Raw genomic sequence first — 17,266 nt, 5'->3', positions numbered from 1 at the left:
GTTCGGCTCAAGCCTTGGCGCGCTGCTTGGCCATCAGCACCAGGGCGATGCCACCCAATACCGCCAGTGAACTCAAACCAAGGCGCAGGCTCAGCGCCTCTCCCAGTAGCAGGGCGCCGGCCAGTGCGGTGATGATCGGCACGCTCAACTGCACGGTGGCGGCCTGAATGGCCTTCAGCCGGGTGATGGCCGTGTACCAGATGGCATAACCCAGCCCCGAAGTCAGCGCGCCGGACGTCAGGGCGTAGAGCACGCCGTGCATATCCCAACTCGTGCTGTGCAGCAGCGCCAAGCTGAGCAGTACGGCCATGGGTGCGCTGCGCACGAAGTTGCCGGTGGTCGCCGCCAGGGCATCGCCGGCGCTGCGCCCCAGCAGTGAATAGACGCCCCAGGCGATGCCGGCGATCAGCATCAACAGTGCACCGGTCAGCGGTGGCGCGCTGGCTCCGGGCAGCAGCAGGATCAGCAGGCCGGCGAAGGCCAGCAGCAGGCCGGCCAGGCTCAGCGGCCCGGGCCGCTCGCCCTGGTGCCAGCCCCACAGCAGCATGCTGATCTGCACCGCACCGAACAGCAGCAGGGCGCCCGCGCCGGCATCCAGGCTTACATAGGCGAAGGAGAACGTCGCGGCATAGGTGAACAAGGCGACCGCGCCACGCCAGCTGCCGGCCATGGGGGGCGTGTCATGGCGCAGGTGTAGAAGCAACGTCAGCATCATTGCACCAGCGAGCAGGCGCAGGCTGGTGAAGGTGGCGGGATCGATCTGGGAGGTTTTCAGGGCCAGGCGACAGAGCAGCGAGTTGCCGGCTAACGCCAGCATGGCGCAGGCGGTGAGAAGCAGGGTACGTACTGACATGGCCATCCTCGTGCGCAGGTCTGGCAGCGGAGTGTGGTCCGCGAGGTGCAGCAGATCTAAGCATGTCCGGCGGTGGCCGGCCATGGGCCCAAGGTCTAAGCCGGGCTAGGGTTACGTAGCGCCTTGCTGTGCTGGAGCATGTCGGTCAAGGCATCGACCATCGCGTGGGCGTGCGCCTGTAGGTCATAGGCATCGGGGTTCATAAGCCAGTGCGCTTGCAGGCCATCCATGTAAGCGTGCAGGCAGATCGCTGCGCGCCGGCAGTCGAGATTGGCCGGCAGTTGCCCACGTTTGACGGCGTTGCGTAATGTTCTGGCAATGCGTTGGTCGCATTCTTGCTGGAAAGCCTGCATGCGCTTGCGCAGGTCGCCTAGTTCGGCGTTGTACTCGCATTTGTATTGCAGAATTTCACCCACGCGGCGGCATTCGCTGTCGGCTTGCATGCGCGCCAGAAGCTGCACCAGAAGCTGGCGCATGTTGCCCAGTGGATCGGGTTCGTCCTCGCTCTCGCAGGCGCGGGCTAGCTCTTCCTGGGGCAACATGCGGCGGTCGAGCATGGCCTGGAATACATCGACCTTGTTCTGAAAGTGCCAGTAGATGGCGCCGCGGGTCACGCCGGCTGCACTGGCGATATCGGCCAACGAGGTGCCGGACACGCCATTGGCGTAGAACACCCGTTCGGCTGCATCGAGAATGTGCGCGCGGGTTTCTTCGGCTTCCTCTTTGGTGCGTCGTGCCATGGGTACAGCTTCCACGGTTAAAAAATGGATGAAAACTCTTCTGGGGAGTCACATGCGGGCTCAGTGTCACACAAAAAGATCCGTTTACAAACATTCTCGAACGTAAGTATATTTGCGCTCTATTTCCCAGTATCCACCTCGGCTATCTGCCAGGTACCCGCGCCCTGCGGCTCGAATCACTTAGACATGAGGTCCTTTCAGATGCAGAAGAAGCCAGCCTTCGCCGCTATGGTTTCCGCTATCGCTCTGGCTACGCTGACGCTCGCCGGCTGCAAAGACGAGGCGGCGCCACCGCCGAAACAGGCACCGACTGTCGGTATCGTCACCCTTAAGACCGAGCCCTACACGCTGACCACCGAGCTGCCGGGCCGCACGGCGGCGTTCCGTATCGCCGAGGTGCGTCCGCAGGTCAACGGCATCATCCAGAAGCGTCTGTTCAAGGAAGGCTCCGAGGTCAAGGCCGGTCAGCAGCTGTATCAGATCGATGCCGCTGTCTATGAAGCCGCTGCCAAGAGTGCCGAAGCGACCTTGGCCTCGGCCAAGTCGCTGTCCGAGCGCTACAAGAGCCTGGTATCCGATCAGGCGGTGAGCCGTCAGGCCTATGACGAAGCCCAGGCTTCCCGCCTGCAGGCTGAGGCTGCTCTGGAACAGGCACGCATCAACGTGCGTTACACCAAGGTGTTGGCGCCCATCGCCGGTCGCGTTGGCCGCTCTGCGGTGACCGAAGGTGCGCTGGTCAGCAGCGGCCAGAGCACCGCCATGGCGACCATCCAGCAGCTCGACCCGATCTACGTCGACGTGACCCAGCCAACCAAAGACTTGCTGCGTCTGCGCCGCGAGCTGGAAAGCGGTCAACTGCAGAAGGCCAGCGACACCGCCGCCAAGGTGCAGCTGCGCCTCGAAGACGGCAGCACCTATAAACACGAAGGCACTCTGGAGTTCTCTGAGGTGTCGGTGGACGAAGGCACTGGTTCGGTGACCCTGCGCGCCGTATTCCCCAACCCGGATCACACTCTGCTGCCGGGCATGTTCGTGCACGCGCGTCTGCCGGCTGGTGTGAACAAGGAAGCGATTCTCGCACCCCAGCAGGGCATCACCCGCAACGCCAAGGGTGACCCGACCGCGCTTGTGGTCAACGCCGAGAACAAGGTCGAGCTGCGCCAGGTCAAGGCCGAGCGTACCGACGGCAACCGCTGGGTGGTGCTCGATGGCCTGAAGTCCGGCGACAAGCTGATCACCGAAGGCCTGCAGTTCGTGCAGCCAGGTGCCGAGGTGAAGACCACCGAGGCCAAGAACGTGGCTGCGCCAGAACAGGCCGCTGCTGACCAGGCTGAACCTGAACAGGCCGAAAGCCGCTAAGGAGCGATTACACGATGTCGAATTTCTTCATCGACAGGCCGATTTTCGCCTGGGTGATCGCCTTGGTGATCATGCTGGCCGGCGGCCTGTCCATCCTCAAATTGCCCGTCAATCAGTACCCGAGCATCGCCGCGCCGGCGGTGAGCATCCAGGTCAACTACCCGGGGGCTTCCGCGCAGACCGTGCAGGACACCGTGGTGCAGGTGATCGAGCAGCAGATGAACGGCATCGATGGGCTGCGTTACATCAGCTCGGCGAGCAACTCCGATGGCAGCATGGAGATCATCGTTACCTTCAACCAGGGCACCAACCCGGACATCGCCCAGGTTCAGGTACAGAACAAGCTGCAGCTGGCCACTCCCTTGCTGCCTCAGGAAGTCCAGCAGCAGGGTCTGCGCGTCACCAAGGCGGTGAAGAACTTCCTGCTGGTGATCGGTGTGGTATCCACCGACGGCAGCATGACCAACCAGGATCTATCCAACTACATCGTCGCCAACATGCAGGACCCGATTTCTCGGACGCCGGGCGTCGGTGACTTTCAGGTGTTCGGTGCCCAGTACGCCATGCGTATCTGGCTCGATCCGGCCAAGCTCAACAACTTCCAGCTGACCCCCGTCGACGTGCGCACCGCCGTTCAGGCGCAGAACGTGCAGATCTCCTCCGGCCAGTTCGGTGGCCTGCCCGCCGGCCCTGGCCAGCAGCTCAACGCTACCATCATTGGCAAGACTCGCCTGCAGACGCCGGAGCAGTTCCGCAACATCCTGCTCAAGGTCAATCGCGACGGCTCTCAGGTACGCCTGGGCGATGTCGCCAAGGTCGAGCTGGGCGGCGAGAACTACAACATCCGTGCACAGTTCAACGGTAACGCCGCATCCGGTCTGGCGATCAAGCTGGCCACCGGTGCCAACGCCCTGGATACCGCCAAGGCGATCCGTGCCACCATCGACCAGCTCAAGCCGTTCTTCCCGGCCGGCATGGAAGTGGTGATGCCGTATGACTCCACTCCGGTGGTGCAGGAATCGATCCACGGCGTGGTCAAGACCCTGGCCGAAGCCTTCGTGCTGGTCTTCCTGGTCATGTACCTGTTCCTGCAGAACTTCCGCGCCACGCTGATCCCCACTCTGGCGGTGCCGGTGGTATTGCTTGGTACCTTTGGCGTGCTGGCGGTATTCGGCTACAGCATCAACACCCTGACCATGTTCGCCATGATTCTGGCCATCGGCCTGCTGGTGGACGACGCCATTGTGGTGGTGGAAAACGTCGAACGGGTGATGCGCGAGGAGGGCTTGTCGCCACGTGAGGCGACGCGCAAATCCATGGGCCAGATCCAGGGTGCTCTGGTGGGTATCGGCGTTGTGCTCTCGGCGGTGCTGCTGCCGATGGCCTTCTTCGGCGGTTCGGTGGGGGTGATCTACCGGCAGTTCTCGATCACCATCGTGTCGGCCATGGTCCTCTCGGTGATCCTGGCGCTGATCTTCACCCCGGCGCTGTGCGCCACCTTGCTCAAGCCCATTGCCAAAGGTGATCACCACGAGAAACGCGGCTTCTTCGGCTGGTTCAACCGTACCTTTGAGCGCAGCGTCAACGGTTACGAGCGTGGTGTGCGTGGCGTGGTCAAGCACCGGGTACCGTTCCTGATCCTTTATGCGGTGATCGTCGCCATCGCCGGCTGGTTGTTCACCCTGATTCCTTCTGCGTTCCTGCCTGAGGAAGACCAGGGCGTGCTGTTCGCTCAGGTGCAGACGCCTTCGGGCTCCAGTGCCGCGCGTACCCAGGCGGTCGTTGACGACATGCGCAAGTACCTGCTCGAAGACGAGAAGGACGTGGTCAACTCGGTGTTTACCGTGACCGGCTTCAACTTCGCAGGTCGCGGCCAGAGCTCGGGTATGGCGTTCATCATGCTCAAGCCGTGGTCCGAGCGTACCGCGGCAGGCACCAGCGTTGCGGAGCTGGCGCAGCGTGCTCAGGGTCGCTTCTTCGGTGGCGAGTTCCGCGATGCCATGGTGTTCGCCTTCGCGCCGCCAGCGGTCATGGAGCTGGGTAACGCCACTGGCTTCAACCTGTTCCTGCAGGATCGTGCAGGTGTTGGCCAGGCGACCCTGAACCAGGCCCGTGACAAGTTCCTGCAGCTGGCCAACCAGAGCCCGGTGCTCAGCAGTGTGCGCGCCAACGGCCTGCTCGACGAGCCGCAGTACAAGCTGATTGTCGACGACGAGAAGGTGCGTACCCTCGGTGTGTCGCTGTCGGACGTCAACACCACCCTGCAGATCGGCTGGGGTGGCAGCTACGTCAACGACTTTATCGACAAGGGCCGGGTCAAGAAGGTTTACCTGCAGGGTCAGAGCGACTCGCGCATGAACCCCGAGGACCTGAGCAAGTGGCACGTGCGTAACGATCAGGGTCAGATGGTGCCGTTCAGTGCCTTCGCGACCGGCGAGTGGGTCTACGGTTCGCCCAAGCTGTCGCGCTACAACGGTGTGAGCGCCATCGAGATTCTCGGTGCGCCGGCGCCTGGCCACAGTTCTGGTGAGGCCATGGCCGAAGTGGAGCGCATTGCCGCCGAACTGCCGCAGGGCATCGGATACGACTGGACGGGGCAATCCTACGAGGAGCGCTTGGCCGGTTCGCAAACCCTGGCCCTCTACGCGCTGTCGCTGCTGGTGGTGTTCCTCTGCCTGGCGGCGCTGTACGAGAGCTGGTCGATTCCGTTCTCGGTGATCCTGGTAGTGCCGCTGGGTATTCTCGGTGCGCTGCTGTTCACCCTGGGCCGCGGGCTGTCCAACGACGTGTTCTTCCAAGTGGGTCTGATCACCACCATCGGTCTGTCGGCGCGTAACGCGATCCTCATCGTCGAGTTCGCCAAGGCGCTGCACGAACAGGGCAAGAGCCATCTCGAGGCCGCCGTCGAGGCGTGTCGTATGCGTCTGCGCCCGATCATCATGACCTCCCTGGCATTCATCCTCGGCGTTGTGCCGCTGGCCATCGCCAGTGGCGCGGGTTCAGGCAGCAAACACGCCATCGGTACCGGTGTGATCGGCGGTATGCTTACTGCCGCGGTCCTGGCGATCTTCTGGATTCCGCTGTTCTATGTGGTGGTCAGCTCGATGTTCAAGGACAAGAGCGTCAAACAATCCAATGATGAGGAGGCCGTCCAGTGAGGCAGTCCCTGTTGTCTCTGGCAGTCGCGGGCATCGTGCTCAGCGGCTGCACCATGATCCCTGACTACCAGCGCCCGCAGTCGCCCGTCGACAACGCCTGGCCTCAGGGCAAAGCCTACGAGGGCAGTAACGTGCAGGGTTCGGTGGCTGCCGCCGATCTGGGCTGGCGCGAGTTCCTGCGTGACCCGGCGCTGCAGCGCCTGGTGGAAACCGCGCTGAACAACAACCGCGACCTGCGCGTTGCGGCGTTGAATGTCGAAGCCTTCCAGGCCCAGTACCGCATCCAGCGTTCCGAGCTGTTCCCCAACATTTCGGCCGGTGGCAGTGGTACTCGCCAGCGCACGCCGGCCGACCTGTCGCAGACCGGCCGTTCCACGGTTGGCGGTCAGTACAGCGCTACCGTTGGTGTTAATGCCTGGGAGGTGGACTTCTTCGGGCGTCTGCGTAGCCTCAACGAGCAGACCCTGCAGCAGTACTTCGCCACCGAAGAAGCCCGGCGCAGCACCCAGATCAGCCTGATCGCCAGTGTGGCCAACGCCTACCTGACGCTGCAGGCTGACGAGGCGCTGCTCAAGCTGACCCGCGATACCCTAGGCACCTATCAGCGTAGCCTGGAGCTGACCCAGCGCAGCTTCGACGTCGGCGTGACCGACGCGCTGTCCCTGAGCCAGGCGCGCACTGCGGTGCAGACCGCCCAGGCCAACCTGGCGCAGTACACCCGCCAGGTCGCCCAGGATCGTAACGCCCTGGGCGTGCTGCTCGGCGGCCCAGTGCCGGCCGACCTGCCGCAAGGCGATGGCCTGGACAAGCAGCTGCTGGCCGGCGTGCCGGCGGGCCTGCCGTCCGACCTGCTGCAGCGTCGCCCCGACGTGCTGCAGGCCGAGCGTGAACTGCTCGCCGCCAACGCCAGCATCGGCGCCGCGCGTGCAGCGTTCTTCCCGAGCATCAGCCTGACCGCCAACGCCGGCACCGCCAGCCGTCAGCTGTCGGGTCTGTTCGACGGCGGTTCGGGCACCTGGCTGTTCCAGCCGCAGATCAACCTGCCGATCTTCACGGCCGGTCGCCTGCGCGCCAACCTTGACTACGCCGAGATCCAGAAGAACATTCAGGTGGCGAACTACGAGAAGGCAGTGCAGACCGCCTTTCAGGAAGTCGCCGATGGCCTTGCAGCCCGCGGCACCTACGAGGAGCAGCTGCAGGCGCAGCGCAACCTGGTGGAAACCTCGGAGAACTACTACGACCTGGCCGACCGCCGCTTCCGTACCGGTGTGGACAGCTACCTGACCCTGCTTGATGCCCAGCGCCAGCTGTTCAGCGCCGAGCAGCAACTGATCGGCGTGCGCCTGTCGCAGCTGACCAGCGAGATCAACCTGTACAAGGCGCTCGGTGGTGGCTGGAACGAGCGTAACCAGGCTGCGCCGGCCAGCGAGCCGGCACCGCAATCCTGACCGTAGCAAGCGACCAACAAAAAGCCCGCGTAAAAACGCGGGCTTTTTCATGTCTGCCGTTCGGTTATTGCGGCGTCTGCACGCGGCTGGAACTGCCCATTTTGTGGCGGATCAGCTGGATCACGCCCGGCAGGATCGACACGATGATGATGCCGACGATCAGGTAGTGCAGGTTGCTCTGCACCGCCGGCAGATTGCCGAAGAAATAGCCGCCGTAGGTGAACAGGGTGACCCAGAGGATCGCGCCGACCACGTTGTAGGCGGCGAAATGTGCGTAGCTCATGCGGCCCATGCCGGCGACGAAGGGCGCGAAGGTGCGCACGATCGGCACGAAGCGCGCCAGGATGATGGTCTTGCCACCATGGCGGGCGTAGAACTGCTGGGTGATTTCCAGGTGACGGCGGCGGAAGATCTTCGAGTCCGGGTTGCGGAACAGGCGCTCGCCCAGGAAGCGGCCGATGGTGTAATTCACCGCATCGCCCAGAATCGCCGCGGTGATCAACAGCAGCACCAGCAGGTGTACGTTCATCTCGCCGTGCACGGCGATGGCGCCGGCCACGAACAACAACGAATCACCGGGCAGGAACGGCGTAACCACCAGGCCGGTTTCGCAGAACACGATCAGGAACAGGATCGCATAGATCCAGGTGCCGTACTGGGCGGTCAGGGCCGCCAGGTGCTGGTCGATATGCAGAATGAAATCGATAACCAGGTGAATGAATTCCATCTAAGGCTCCAACGATTGGGCAGCCCGCCATGGATCGGGGCGGGTTGCGCGGGGGCAGCATTATGCTCGCATCGGTGTACAAAGGCGCGAGGCCAGAGCAGGGTTTTGAGCCTACGTCGTGACAAGCGTTCCGTTAGGCAACGTGATGACGATCAATGTAGGCGGGCAGGGTGGCCGATTCGGCCGAAGTCAGGGTTTGCTGCGTGGTTGGACGTGCAGTTCGGTGGTTTGCGCATCCTTGGCCTGCATCGTGGCCGGGTCGCGTTTGCCGATGTCCTGTGCGGCGCGCTGCTTGGCGAGTGCCGCCATACGTTCGGACCAAGCGAATTGCAGTTCGCGGTATTGTGGCGCCACGGCGGCGCTGTTCAAACGTGCCTGCTCCTGCCAGAACGCGGCATCACCACGCCACCAGGGATCTTCCCCAGGTGCCACAGGCTCGATGGGTGCTGCTGCAGGCGTTGCGGGAGAGCTCGCCGAGGCTGGAGCCGATACCGGCGCAGGCGCCAGCTTTATGGTGGTGGGCTGCTCCGGCGCCGGATACAGGCGCGCGAACAGCTGCATACCCCCATAAGCCAGCGCGGCGCCGACCGCCACGGCGATGGCGCTGCGGGCGAAATCGCTGCGCGGGCTTTTGGGCTTGCTTGCTGAAGCTTTCATCATCCATCCCTAGAAGAGAAAGAACCGACACGAGGCATGGCGGAACCTGCGTGAATGATAGCCACTTGCGCGGCGCCGTTGAGCTTTATTTACGTGTCGGTACAGCGTGCCAGAGCGGTTACTTACCCTTGATGATGCGCTGGATGGTGCCGGTGTTGTTGTTCAGCAACACGTAATCGGTACCGATCTTCACCCAATGCTCGTGCTCCTTGTCTTCGGGCTCCGGCAGGTTGTGCTTTTTCAGGTCCTTGATCGCATAGTCGTCACGCCAGTACTTGTGCGGTGCCGGGGTGCCTTCCTTGAGATCACCGATGTGCATCGGGTCCTTGGCTTGCGGGTCTTCCTGGTCGGGCTGCTGCTTGAGCACCTGACCTTGGTAGGCCTCGCGGGCCGGTTCCTGTTGGGCTGGGTCGGCCGCATGGGCCATGCCGCTGGCCAGCAGGGCGCCGAACAAGATGCTGAGGGTAGGCGTGGTTTTCATGTGACTCTCCTTAATCCGTGTCCATAGAGATGGACACGGCAGGTTGCCGAACACTCAACCTAAATTTTCACCACCCAACCGGCCTGTCGTCCTCTTATACGCCTTTGCAGATGACACTTATGCACACGCCGCCGAACGGCAGGTTTTTTCCATGAACCTTCAGGCTTTGGCCCGGCACTATCTATTCAGGTCCCAGTAATCGAGTGAGTCATGCCTGTTCCCGTTTTTCTCGCCCTGGTGTTCGGCTGCGTCGGCGCTGTGCTCATGGGCATCGGCCTTTCCCGCCGGCGCGCCAGCCGCGACTGGCTGTGCGCGCAGGGGCGCATCATCGCCAGTGAATGGGGGCTGAGTACGCCGAGCCGCTACCCGCGTTTTGAATGGCGCGACGAGCACGGCAACCTGCACATGCACGAAAGCAGCATGAGTAGCTGGCGCCACTACCGCAAAGGCGATCCGGTGGCGGTGCGCTACGATCCGGCGTTTCCCAAGCGCGCGGTGATCGACACCCCGGTGCAGCGCGGCGCCTCGTTCTTCTGGCTGGGCGTGCTGCTGTGCGCCATCGCTGTCGCCTTCCTGCTGGTCGAGCTGCTGCTCAACTGAGCCCGCTTGCTGACCGCAGTCGCTGGTCGATTGCCAGCTGAGCACATACGTCCAATAACGCCGCTCGACGCAGCGGCATAGTGGCTGCACGGTCGGGGTGCAGCCGCAGGCTTGCTGATCGTCATGCCGCAGGCGTTGGCCTCGCGGGTCGATTTCGCTGCCAGGGACGTTCCACCATGCCAACCACTGTGCCGAGCGATGTGGTGACCCTGGTCATCCAGCACCAGGTGCGCCCCGGTTGCCTGCCTGCCTATGAAGCCTGGCTCAAGCGCGCCCTGGCCGCCGCCGAACAGCAGCCGGGCCACCTGGGCGTCAACGTGATCCGCGTCCCAGGGCAGGGTGATGCCTTCACCACCGTGCTGCGCTTCGCCGAAGGCTGGCAACTGGACGAGTGGATCGCCTCGGATCGCCGGCGTCTGCTGATCGACGAAGTGCTGCCGCTGCTCGAAGGCGGCGACCAGATCCAGGTCAGCCGCGACCACGAATTCTGGTTCACCCCCGAACATGCCCAGGCGCCGCAGCCGCCGAAGTGGAAGCAGGCGGTGCTTACCTACCTGGTCATCTGCCCGCTAACCATGCTCATCCCGCAACTGTGGCTACCGCTGTTCCAGCAGTACCCGGCGCTGGGCGGCGTGGTGCCGAGCAACCTGCTGATCACCCTGTGCATCGTCGTACCGGTGGTGTTCTGGATCATGCCGGTGGTCACCCGCTGTTGTGCGGGCTGGCTGAGCGCCCGCTGACTTTCCCCACATTCCTATCCGAGAGGTTATCGCCATGAGCACATTCACCACCCGTGACGGCACCGAGATCTATTTCAAGGACTGGGGCAGCGGCAAGCCCGTGCTGTTCAGCCATGGTTGGCCGCTGGATGCTGACATGTGGGAATACCAGATGCAGTACCTGAGCAGCCGCGGCTACCGCACCATCGCCTTCGACCGTCGCGGTTTCGGGCGGTCCAGCCAGCCGTGGACGGGCTACGACTACGACACGTTCGCCGACGACATCGCCCAGCTGATCGAGCACCTCGACCTGCATGACGTGACCCTGGTGGGCTTTTCCATGGGCGGCGGCGACGTCAGCCGCTATATCGGCCGCCACGGCACCTCGCGGGTGAGCAAGTTGGCGCTGCTCGGCGCGGTCACGCCGATCTTCGGCAAGGCCGCGGATTTCCCCGAGGGCGTCGACGCCTCGGTATTCGCCGGTATCAAGGACGGCCTGCTCAAGGACCGCGCGCAGTTCATCAGCGATTTCGCCACGCCGTTCTATGGCATCGACAAGGGCCACGCGATCTCCGATGGCGTGCTCACCCAGACCTTCAACATCGCGCTGCTGGCGTCGCTCAAGGGCACCGTCGACTGCGTGACCGCCTTCTCGGAAACCGATTTCCGCGCCGACATGGCCAAGGTGGACGTGCCCACTCTGGTGATCCACGGCGACGCCGACGCCATCGTGCCGTTCGAAACCACCGGCCGCCTCGCCGCGCAGATGATCGAGGGCGCCGAACTAAAGGTGTACGAAGGCGCGCCCCATGGCTTCGCCGTGACCCATCAGCAGTGTCTGAACGAAGACCTGCTGGCCTTCGTGTCCCGCTGATCGACCGGAGCGCCCAGCCATGACCGATGATCCCAAAGACCCGAAACGCCGCCAGGTCGTTGCTGCCGGTGGCCTGCTCGGCGCGGCTGGCGCGCTGTGGTCCGCCTTACCCTTTGCCGGCGGTGCCGGCTATGCATTCGGAGCCAACATGAACGACGCCGACCTGATCCTGCTCAACGGCAAATTCCACACCGTGGACCCCGAGCGCCCGCATGCGAGCGCCGTGGCGATCAAGGATGGCCGCTTCATCGCGGTCGGTAGCGACGCCGAGGCCATGGCCACCAAGGGCGCCGCCACCAAGGTCATCGACCTCAACAAGCGTACCGCCATTCCCGGCCTCAACGACTCGCACCTGCACCTGATCCGCGGCGGCCTGAACTACAACCTCGAGCTGCGCTGGGAAGGCGTGCCGTCGCTGGCCGATGCCCTGCGCATGCTCAAGGACCAGGCCGACCGCACGCCCACCCCGCAATGGGTGCGCGTGGTCGGGGGTTGGAACGAATTCCAGTTCGCCGAAAAGCGTATGCCGACCCTGGCCGAGATCAACCAGGCGGCGCCGGATACCCCGGTGTTCCTGCTGCACCTCTATGACCGCGCCTTGCTCAACCGCGCCGCCCTGCGGGTGGTCGGCTACACCAAGGACACGCCCAACCCGCCCGGTGGCGAAATCCAGCGCGACGCCAATGGCGAACCCACCGGCATGTTGATCGCCCGCCCCAACGCCATGATCCTCTACTCGACCCTGTCCAAAGGGCCGAAGCTGCCCCTCGAATACCAGGTCAACTCGACCCGTCAGTTCATGCGCGAGCTCAATCGCCTGGGCCTGACCAGCGCCATCGATGCCGGCGGCGGTTACCAGAACTATCCGGACGACTACCAGGTGATCCAGGAGCTGGCCGACAACGACCAATTGACCGTGCGCATCGCCTACAACCTGTTCACCCAGAAGCCCAAGGAAGAACTGGCCGACTTCCAGCAATGGACCAAGACCGTCACCTACGGCCAGGGCACCGACTACTTCCGCCACAACGGCGCCGGCGAGATGCTGGCGTTCTCCGCCGCCGACTTCGAGGACTTCCTCGAGCCACGCCCGGACCTGCCGCCGAACATGGAGGCCGACCTGGAGCCAGTGGTGCGCCACCTGGTCGAGCACCGCTGGCCGTTCCGCCTGCACGCCACCTACGACGAATCGATCTCGCGCATGCTCGACGTGTTCGAGAAGGTCAACCGCGACATCCCGTTCAACGGCCTGCCGTGGTTCTTCGACCACGCCGAAACCATCACCCCGAAGAACATCGAGCGGGTGAGGGCGCTGGGCGGTGGTATCGCCATTCAGCACCGCATGGCCTTCCAGGGGGAATACTTCGTCGACCGCTACGGCAAGCAGGCGGCGGAAAGTACCCCGCCGATCAAACGCATGCTCGCCGAGGGTATACCGGTCGGCGCCGGCACCGACGCCACCCGTGTGGCCAGCTACAACCCCTGGACCTCGCTGTACTGGCTGGTCAGCGGCAAGACCGTGGGCGGCACCGCGTTGTACCCCGAAGGGCTGTCGCGGGAAGTCGCGCTGCAACTGTTCACCCAGGGCAGCGCCTGGTTCTCCAACGAGCAGGGCAAGAAGGGGCAGATTCGCGTAGGTCAGCTGGCCGACGTGGCGGTGCTTTCCCAGGACTATTTCAGCGTGTCCGAAGAGGCCATCAAGTACCTGGAATCGGTGCTCACGGTGGTGGGTGGCAAGGTGGTCTACGGCGCCGACGAGTTCGACAAGCACGGCAACCCATCGCTCCCGGTACTGCCGGACTGGTCGCCGGTGGCCAAGGTACCGGGGCACTGGAAGCCCGCTGCGCCGCTGCAGGCCGCCGTGCACCAGTGCGTCGGCTCCTGCGCGGTACACGCCCACAGCCATGAGCGAGCGCGGCAGAGCAAGGTGCCGGTGAGCGACTACGCCGGCTTCTGGGGCGCGTTCGGGTGTTCGTGTTTCGCGTTCTGAACCCGCAGGTGATCGTCTGATCGCTCCCATGCTCTGCGTGGGAGCACCACGCTAGGACGCTCCGCGTCCGGGCTGCCCAGGTTATAGCGGGCGCGGAGCGCCCAGAGCGGCATTACCACGCGGAGCGTGGGAACGATCATCAACGAAGAATCATTTTTTATCGGCGACTCTCCGCCGCCTCGGGCACCGCTGTGCCCATTTTTTACCGACACCGACTGCTTTTTAACGAGATAACCCATGACCCGCGTCACCCAAGAAACCACCTCCGGCCCCTGGAGCCCACTGCGCACATCGGTGTTCCGCTGGCTTTGGCTGGCCAGCATCGCCTCGAACATCGGCACCTGGATGCACGAGGTCGGCGCCGGTTGGTTGATGACCTCGCTGTCGGCCAGCCCGCTGGCCGTGGCGCTGGTGCAGGTGGCGGCGGCGCTGCCAATGTTCTTTCTGGCGCTGCCGGCGGGCGCCCTGGCCGATATCGTCGACAAGCGCCGCTACCTGCTCAGCGTGCAGCTGTGGATGGCGAGCGTGGCGGTGCTGCTCGCCGGCCTGACGCTGCTCGGGCTGATGAACGTGCCGCTGCTCCTGTTGCTGACCCTGGCCATGGGCATCGGCACTGCGCTGATGATGCCGGCCTGGTCGGCGCTGACGCCCGAGCTGGTCGGCAAGAGCGAGCTGCCGGCTGCCGTGGCGCTGTCCAGCCTGGGCATGAACGTGGCGCGCGCCATCGGCCCGGCGGTGGCCGGTGTGCTGGTCAGCCTCAGCGGCCCCTGGCTGACCTTCGCCCTCAATGCCGTGTCGTTCTTCGCGGTGATCGCTGCGCTGTATACCTGGGAGCGCACGCCCACAGTGAGCATCCTGCCGGCCGAGCGGCTGTTCGGGGCGGTGCGCCTCGGCGTGCGTTACGCACGCAGTGCCAAACCGCTGCAGGCCGTGCTGGTGCGCACCTTCGCGTTCTTCGTCGGCGCAAGTGCCGGCATGTCGCTGCTGCCGCTCTTGGTGCGCCGCGAGCTGCACGGTACGGCGGCGGACTTCGGCATCCTGCTGGCCTGCGTAGGCGCTGGCGCCATCGGCGGGGCGATGTTCCTGCCCAAATTGCGTGAGCGGCTGCGCAGTGACCTGATCGTCGCCGGTGCCAGCCTCGCCTATGCCGCGGTGCTGTTCGGCCTGGCCTTCATTCGCGATTTCACCCTGCTGATTCCGGTGATGCTGGTCAGCGGCGCCGCCTGGATCGCCGTGCTGTCGAGCCTGCAGGTCGCCGCGCAAACATCCGTGCCGAGTTGGGTGCGCGCCCGCGCCCTGGCCGTCTACATCCTGGTGTTCTTTGGTTGCAGCGCCCTGGGCGGCATCGTCTGGGGCTCGCTGGCCAGCGAGTACTCGCTGAGCATGGCCCTGGCCGGCGGCGGGGCGATGCTGGTGCTCGGCGTGCTGCTGTCCTGGCGCTTCCGTTTGCCGGTCACCGATGCCGAGGATCTGGCGCCTTCCGTGCACTGGCCGGCGCCTGTGCTCAGCGCTGACCTGGACCGCGAGCGCGGCCCGGTGATGGTCACCCTGGAATACGACATTCCCCGTGAACACGCCGAGGCGTTCAGCCACGCGATGCTCGCCGTGCGCGCCATGCGCCGGCGCAACGGCGCGCTGTCCTGGGGCTTGCTGCAGGACAGCGAGAACCCGCACCTCTGGCAGGAATTCTTCTTCGATGCCTCCTGGCTCGAACACCTGCGTCACCACGGCCGCGTCACCGTGGCCGAACAGCGCATCGAGGCCGCCGCGCGCCAGTACCAGCGCGAAGGCGTACCCGTGCGCATCCGTCACCTGCTCGGCGTACCCGAGCCACGCAACCCCGATCCACGTTCTCCCAACCCAACCGGAGTTTCATCATGAGCAAGCCCTACAATCGCCTGGACAAAAACAACGCCGCCGTTCTGCTGGTCGATCATCAGGCCGGTCTGCTGTCCCTGGTGCGTGACATCGACCCGGACAAGTTCAAGAACAACGTGCTGGCCCTGGCCGACCTCGCCAAGTTCTTCAAGCTGCCGACCATCCTCACTACCAGCTTCGAAACCGGCCCCAATGGCCCGCTCGTGCCCGAGCTGAAGGAGCTGTTCCCGGACGCGCCGTACATCGCCCGCCCTGGCCAGATCAACGCCTGGGACAACGAAGACTTCGTTAAGGCGATCAAGGCCACCGGCAAGAAGCAGCTGATCATCGCTGGCGTGGTGACCGAAGTGTGCGTGGCATTCCCGGCCCTGGCCGCCATCGAAGAGGGCTTCGACGTGTTCGTGGTGACCGATGCTTCGGGCACCTTCAACCAGATCAGCCGCGACTCGGCCTGGCAGCGCATGACCGCCGCCGGCGCGCAGCTGATGAACTGGTTCGCCGTGGCCTGCGAGCTGCACCGCGACTGGCGCAACGATGTGGAAGGGCTGGCGAAGATCTGCTCGGACCACATCCCGGACTACCGCAACCTGATGACCAGCTACTCGGCGCTCACCGAAGGCAAGTAACAGGTGAGGGTGGCTGGCGTCTCAGCCGTCCACCCATTCAGCGGGCCGCGGCGGATTTCCCGTCGCGGCCCCATCCATTTCTACGGTGCAGCCTTTTCCGGGAGCCCATCGTGAACCGCAACGACCTGCGCAAAGTCGACCTGCAGCTGCTGGTCGTGTTCGAAAGCCTGATGCACGAGCGCAACCTCACGCGTACGGCGGAAAAGCTCTACCTCGGCCAGCCGGCGATCAGCGCTTCGCTGACCCGCCTGCGTGACTACTTCAACGACCCGCTGCTGGTACGCAACGGACGTGAGATGGAGCCCACGCCCCGCGCGCTGGAGATCTTCCGCCGTCTGCCGGCAGCGCTGGACGGCATTTCCCAGGCGATCAGCGAAGTGCGTGACTTCGATCCCAGCAGCAGCACCGCGGTGTTTCGCATCGGCATGTCCGATGACGTCGAGTGCGGCCTGCTGCCCCAGTTGCTCGCCCACCTGCGCCAACAGGCGCCCGAATGCGTATTGGTTGTGCGCAACGCGAATTTCCTGCTGCTGCCCGGGTTGCTCGCCACCGGCGAGGTGTCCATCGGCATCAGCTACACCACTCAGCTGCCGGCCAACGCCAAGTGCCGCAGCTTGCGTGACATCCGCGCCATGGTGATTCGCGCCGCCGACGGCACGCCGCCACTGACCCTGGACGATTACTGCACGCGGCCCCACGCGCTGGTGTCGATGTCAGGCGATCTGTGCGGCAACATCGACCAGGACCTGGCGCGCCTGCAGCGCAGCCGCAAGATCGCCCTGGCCGTGCCGCACTTCAACGGCCTGGGCGCGCTGCTGCGCAACTCCGACATGATCGCCACCATTCCCGACTACGCCGCCGAGGCATTGGTGCAGGGCGGCGGCCTGGTGATGGAAGAGCCGCCGTTCGAGATCGTGCCGGCGCAGCTGACCATGGTCTGGCGCGCCGTCCAGGATCAGGACCCGGCCGAGCGCTGGTTGCGCGAGCAGATCCTCAGGTTCATGGCCGCCTGAGCCAGTGACCAGCAACACTTTAGTGCTGCCTGAAAGCACCCCCGGAGGGGCTGTTTAACCGGCGGCCATGCCTAGATAATCGACGCCAGGATTTACAAAACTGACAGCCGCCCCACGCCAGGGCGGCTGCTTTCCCTTGTGTT

General features: G+C 64.4%; 15 protein-coding genes. 10 read left to right on the top strand and 5 right to left on the bottom strand.

All coding sequences use genetic code 11. The features are described 5' to 3' along the window. Positions 1 to 7: 7 nt before the first annotated feature. Positions 8 to 853 (bottom strand): DMT family transporter, encoded by an 846-nt coding sequence (locus FB481_RS14080; protein WP_147176791.1) that lies wholly within the window; start codon positions 851 to 853, stop codon positions 8 to 10. 95 nt (positions 854 to 948) lie between these two features. Next, a complete protein-coding gene (locus tag FB481_RS14075; RefSeq protein WP_147176790.1) occupies positions 949 to 1,593 on the bottom strand; it encodes a TetR family transcriptional regulator in 645 nt (214 codons plus the stop codon). 201 nt (positions 1,594 to 1,794) lie between these two features. Between FB481_RS14075 and FB481_RS14070 the strand changes: the two genes are divergently transcribed. Genes FB481_RS14070 through FB481_RS14060 form a run of 3 tightly spaced genes read left to right on the top strand, consistent with a single transcriptional unit; the run spans position 1,795 to position 7,558 of the window. Continuing rightward, positions 1,795 to 2,952: an efflux RND transporter periplasmic adaptor subunit gene (locus tag FB481_RS14070; RefSeq protein WP_143103611.1), complete on the top strand. Its 1,158-nt coding sequence runs from the start codon at positions 1,795 to 1,797 to the stop codon at positions 2,950 to 2,952. A gap of 14 nt (positions 2,953 to 2,966) precedes the next feature. Continuing rightward, the gene (locus FB481_RS14065) at positions 2,967 to 6,110 is read left to right on the top strand and encodes an efflux RND transporter permease subunit (RefSeq protein WP_093505624.1); all 3,144 of its coding nucleotides are present in this window, start codon (positions 2,967 to 2,969) and stop codon (positions 6,108 to 6,110) included. Beyond that, complete coding sequence (locus FB481_RS14060) at positions 6,107 to 7,558, top strand: AdeC/AdeK/OprM family multidrug efflux complex outer membrane factor (RefSeq protein ID WP_147176789.1); 1,452 nt, start codon at positions 6,107 to 6,109, stop codon at positions 7,556 to 7,558. Before FB481_RS14065 ends, FB481_RS14060 begins: the two co-directional genes overlap by 4 nt. Positions 7,559 to 7,622: 64 nt before the next feature. Here FB481_RS14060 and FB481_RS14055 read toward each other — a convergent pair whose 3' ends face one another. From FB481_RS14055 to FB481_RS14045, 3 genes are all read right to left on the bottom strand, one after another. Continuing rightward, positions 7,623 to 8,285 carry a DedA family protein gene (locus FB481_RS14055; protein ID WP_013790008.1) on the bottom strand — a complete coding sequence of 221 codons (663 nt, stop codon included), beginning with the start codon at positions 8,283 to 8,285 and terminating at the stop codon, positions 7,623 to 7,625. 189 nt (positions 8,286 to 8,474) lie between these two features. Then, positions 8,475 to 8,942: a hypothetical protein gene (locus FB481_RS14050; protein WP_093505630.1), complete on the bottom strand. Its 468-nt coding sequence runs from the start codon at positions 8,940 to 8,942 to the stop codon at positions 8,475 to 8,477. A gap of 118 nt (positions 8,943 to 9,060) precedes the next feature. Further along, on the bottom strand, positions 9,061 to 9,423 hold the full coding sequence (locus FB481_RS14045) for an RcnB family protein (protein ID WP_147176788.1): 363 nt from the start codon (positions 9,421 to 9,423) through the stop codon (positions 9,061 to 9,063). 210 nt (positions 9,424 to 9,633) lie between these two features. On the opposite strand from FB481_RS14045, the gene FB481_RS14040 reads away from it, so the two are divergent. From FB481_RS14040 to FB481_RS14010, 7 genes are all read left to right on the top strand, one after another. Further along, a complete protein-coding gene (locus FB481_RS14040; RefSeq protein WP_093505634.1) occupies positions 9,634 to 10,023 on the top strand; it encodes a DUF3592 domain-containing protein in 390 nt (129 codons plus the stop codon). A gap of 176 nt (positions 10,024 to 10,199) precedes the next feature. Further along, on the top strand, positions 10,200 to 10,763 hold the full coding sequence (locus FB481_RS14035) for an antibiotic biosynthesis monooxygenase (protein ID WP_147176787.1): 564 nt from the start codon (positions 10,200 to 10,202) through the stop codon (positions 10,761 to 10,763). A gap of 34 nt (positions 10,764 to 10,797) precedes the next feature. After that, a complete protein-coding gene (locus FB481_RS14030; RefSeq protein WP_147176786.1) occupies positions 10,798 to 11,616 on the top strand; it encodes an alpha/beta fold hydrolase in 819 nt (272 codons plus the stop codon). A gap of 148 nt (positions 11,617 to 11,764) precedes the next feature. Then, positions 11,765 to 13,606, top strand: a complete 1,842-nt coding sequence (locus FB481_RS14025) for an amidohydrolase (RefSeq protein ID WP_178109885.1) — start codon at positions 11,765 to 11,767, stop codon at positions 13,604 to 13,606. A gap of 237 nt (positions 13,607 to 13,843) precedes the next feature. Continuing rightward, complete coding sequence (locus FB481_RS14020) at positions 13,844 to 15,487, top strand: MFS transporter (RefSeq protein WP_147176784.1); 1,644 nt, start codon at positions 13,844 to 13,846, stop codon at positions 15,485 to 15,487. Beyond that, positions 15,484 to 16,110: an isochorismate family cysteine hydrolase YcaC gene (ycaC, locus tag FB481_RS14015; RefSeq protein ID WP_147176783.1), complete on the top strand. Its 627-nt coding sequence runs from the start codon at positions 15,484 to 15,486 to the stop codon at positions 16,108 to 16,110. The genes FB481_RS14020 and ycaC overlap by 4 nt, the downstream gene beginning before the upstream one ends. A 110-nt stretch (positions 16,111 to 16,220) precedes the next feature. Then, positions 16,221 to 17,123 carry a LysR family transcriptional regulator gene (locus tag FB481_RS14010; protein ID WP_147176782.1) on the top strand — a complete coding sequence of 301 codons (903 nt, stop codon included), beginning with the start codon at positions 16,221 to 16,223 and terminating at the stop codon, positions 17,121 to 17,123. The last annotated feature ends 143 nt before the right edge of the window (positions 17,124 to 17,266 follow it).

The organism is Pseudomonas sp. AG1028, from assembly GCF_007993955.1.
In the GTDB taxonomy this organism is placed as follows: Bacteria; Pseudomonadota; Gammaproteobacteria; order Pseudomonadales; family Pseudomonadaceae; genus Aquipseudomonas; species Aquipseudomonas straminea.
The sequence above is the reverse complement of the archived record's forward strand: the minus strand, read 5'-3'. Positions and strand labels throughout refer to the sequence as shown.

Coding starts and splice junctions, on each gene's coding strand:
- FB481_RS14050 (WP_093505630.1), bottom strand. CDS start 8,942: ATGAAAGCTTCAGCAAGCAAGCCCAAAAGCCCGCGCAGCGATTTCGCC.
- FB481_RS14065 (WP_093505624.1), top strand. CDS start 2,967: ATGTCGAATTTCTTCATCGACAGGCCGATTTTCGCCTGGGTGATCGCC.
- FB481_RS14075 (WP_147176790.1), bottom strand. CDS start 1,593: ATGGCACGACGCACCAAAGAGGAAGCCGAAGAAACCCGCGCGCACATT.
- FB481_RS14040 (WP_093505634.1), top strand. CDS start 9,634: ATGCCTGTTCCCGTTTTTCTCGCCCTGGTGTTCGGCTGCGTCGGCGCT.
- FB481_RS14070 (WP_143103611.1), top strand. CDS start 1,795: ATGCAGAAGAAGCCAGCCTTCGCCGCTATGGTTTCCGCTATCGCTCTG.
- FB481_RS14080 (WP_147176791.1), bottom strand. CDS start 853: ATGTCAGTACGTACCCTGCTTCTCACCGCCTGCGCCATGCTGGCGTTA.
- FB481_RS14020 (WP_147176784.1), top strand. CDS start 13,844: ATGACCCGCGTCACCCAAGAAACCACCTCCGGCCCCTGGAGCCCACTG.
- FB481_RS14025 (WP_178109885.1), top strand. CDS start 11,765: ATGAACGACGCCGACCTGATCCTGCTCAACGGCAAATTCCACACCGTG.
- FB481_RS14045 (WP_147176788.1), bottom strand. CDS start 9,423: ATGAAAACCACGCCTACCCTCAGCATCTTGTTCGGCGCCCTGCTGGCC.
- FB481_RS14035 (WP_147176787.1), top strand. CDS start 10,200: ATGCCAACCACTGTGCCGAGCGATGTGGTGACCCTGGTCATCCAGCAC.
- ycaC (WP_147176783.1), top strand. CDS start 15,484: ATGAGCAAGCCCTACAATCGCCTGGACAAAAACAACGCCGCCGTTCTG.
- FB481_RS14030 (WP_147176786.1), top strand. CDS start 10,798: ATGAGCACATTCACCACCCGTGACGGCACCGAGATCTATTTCAAGGAC.
- FB481_RS14055 (WP_013790008.1), bottom strand. CDS start 8,285: ATGGAATTCATTCACCTGGTTATCGATTTCATTCTGCATATCGACCAG.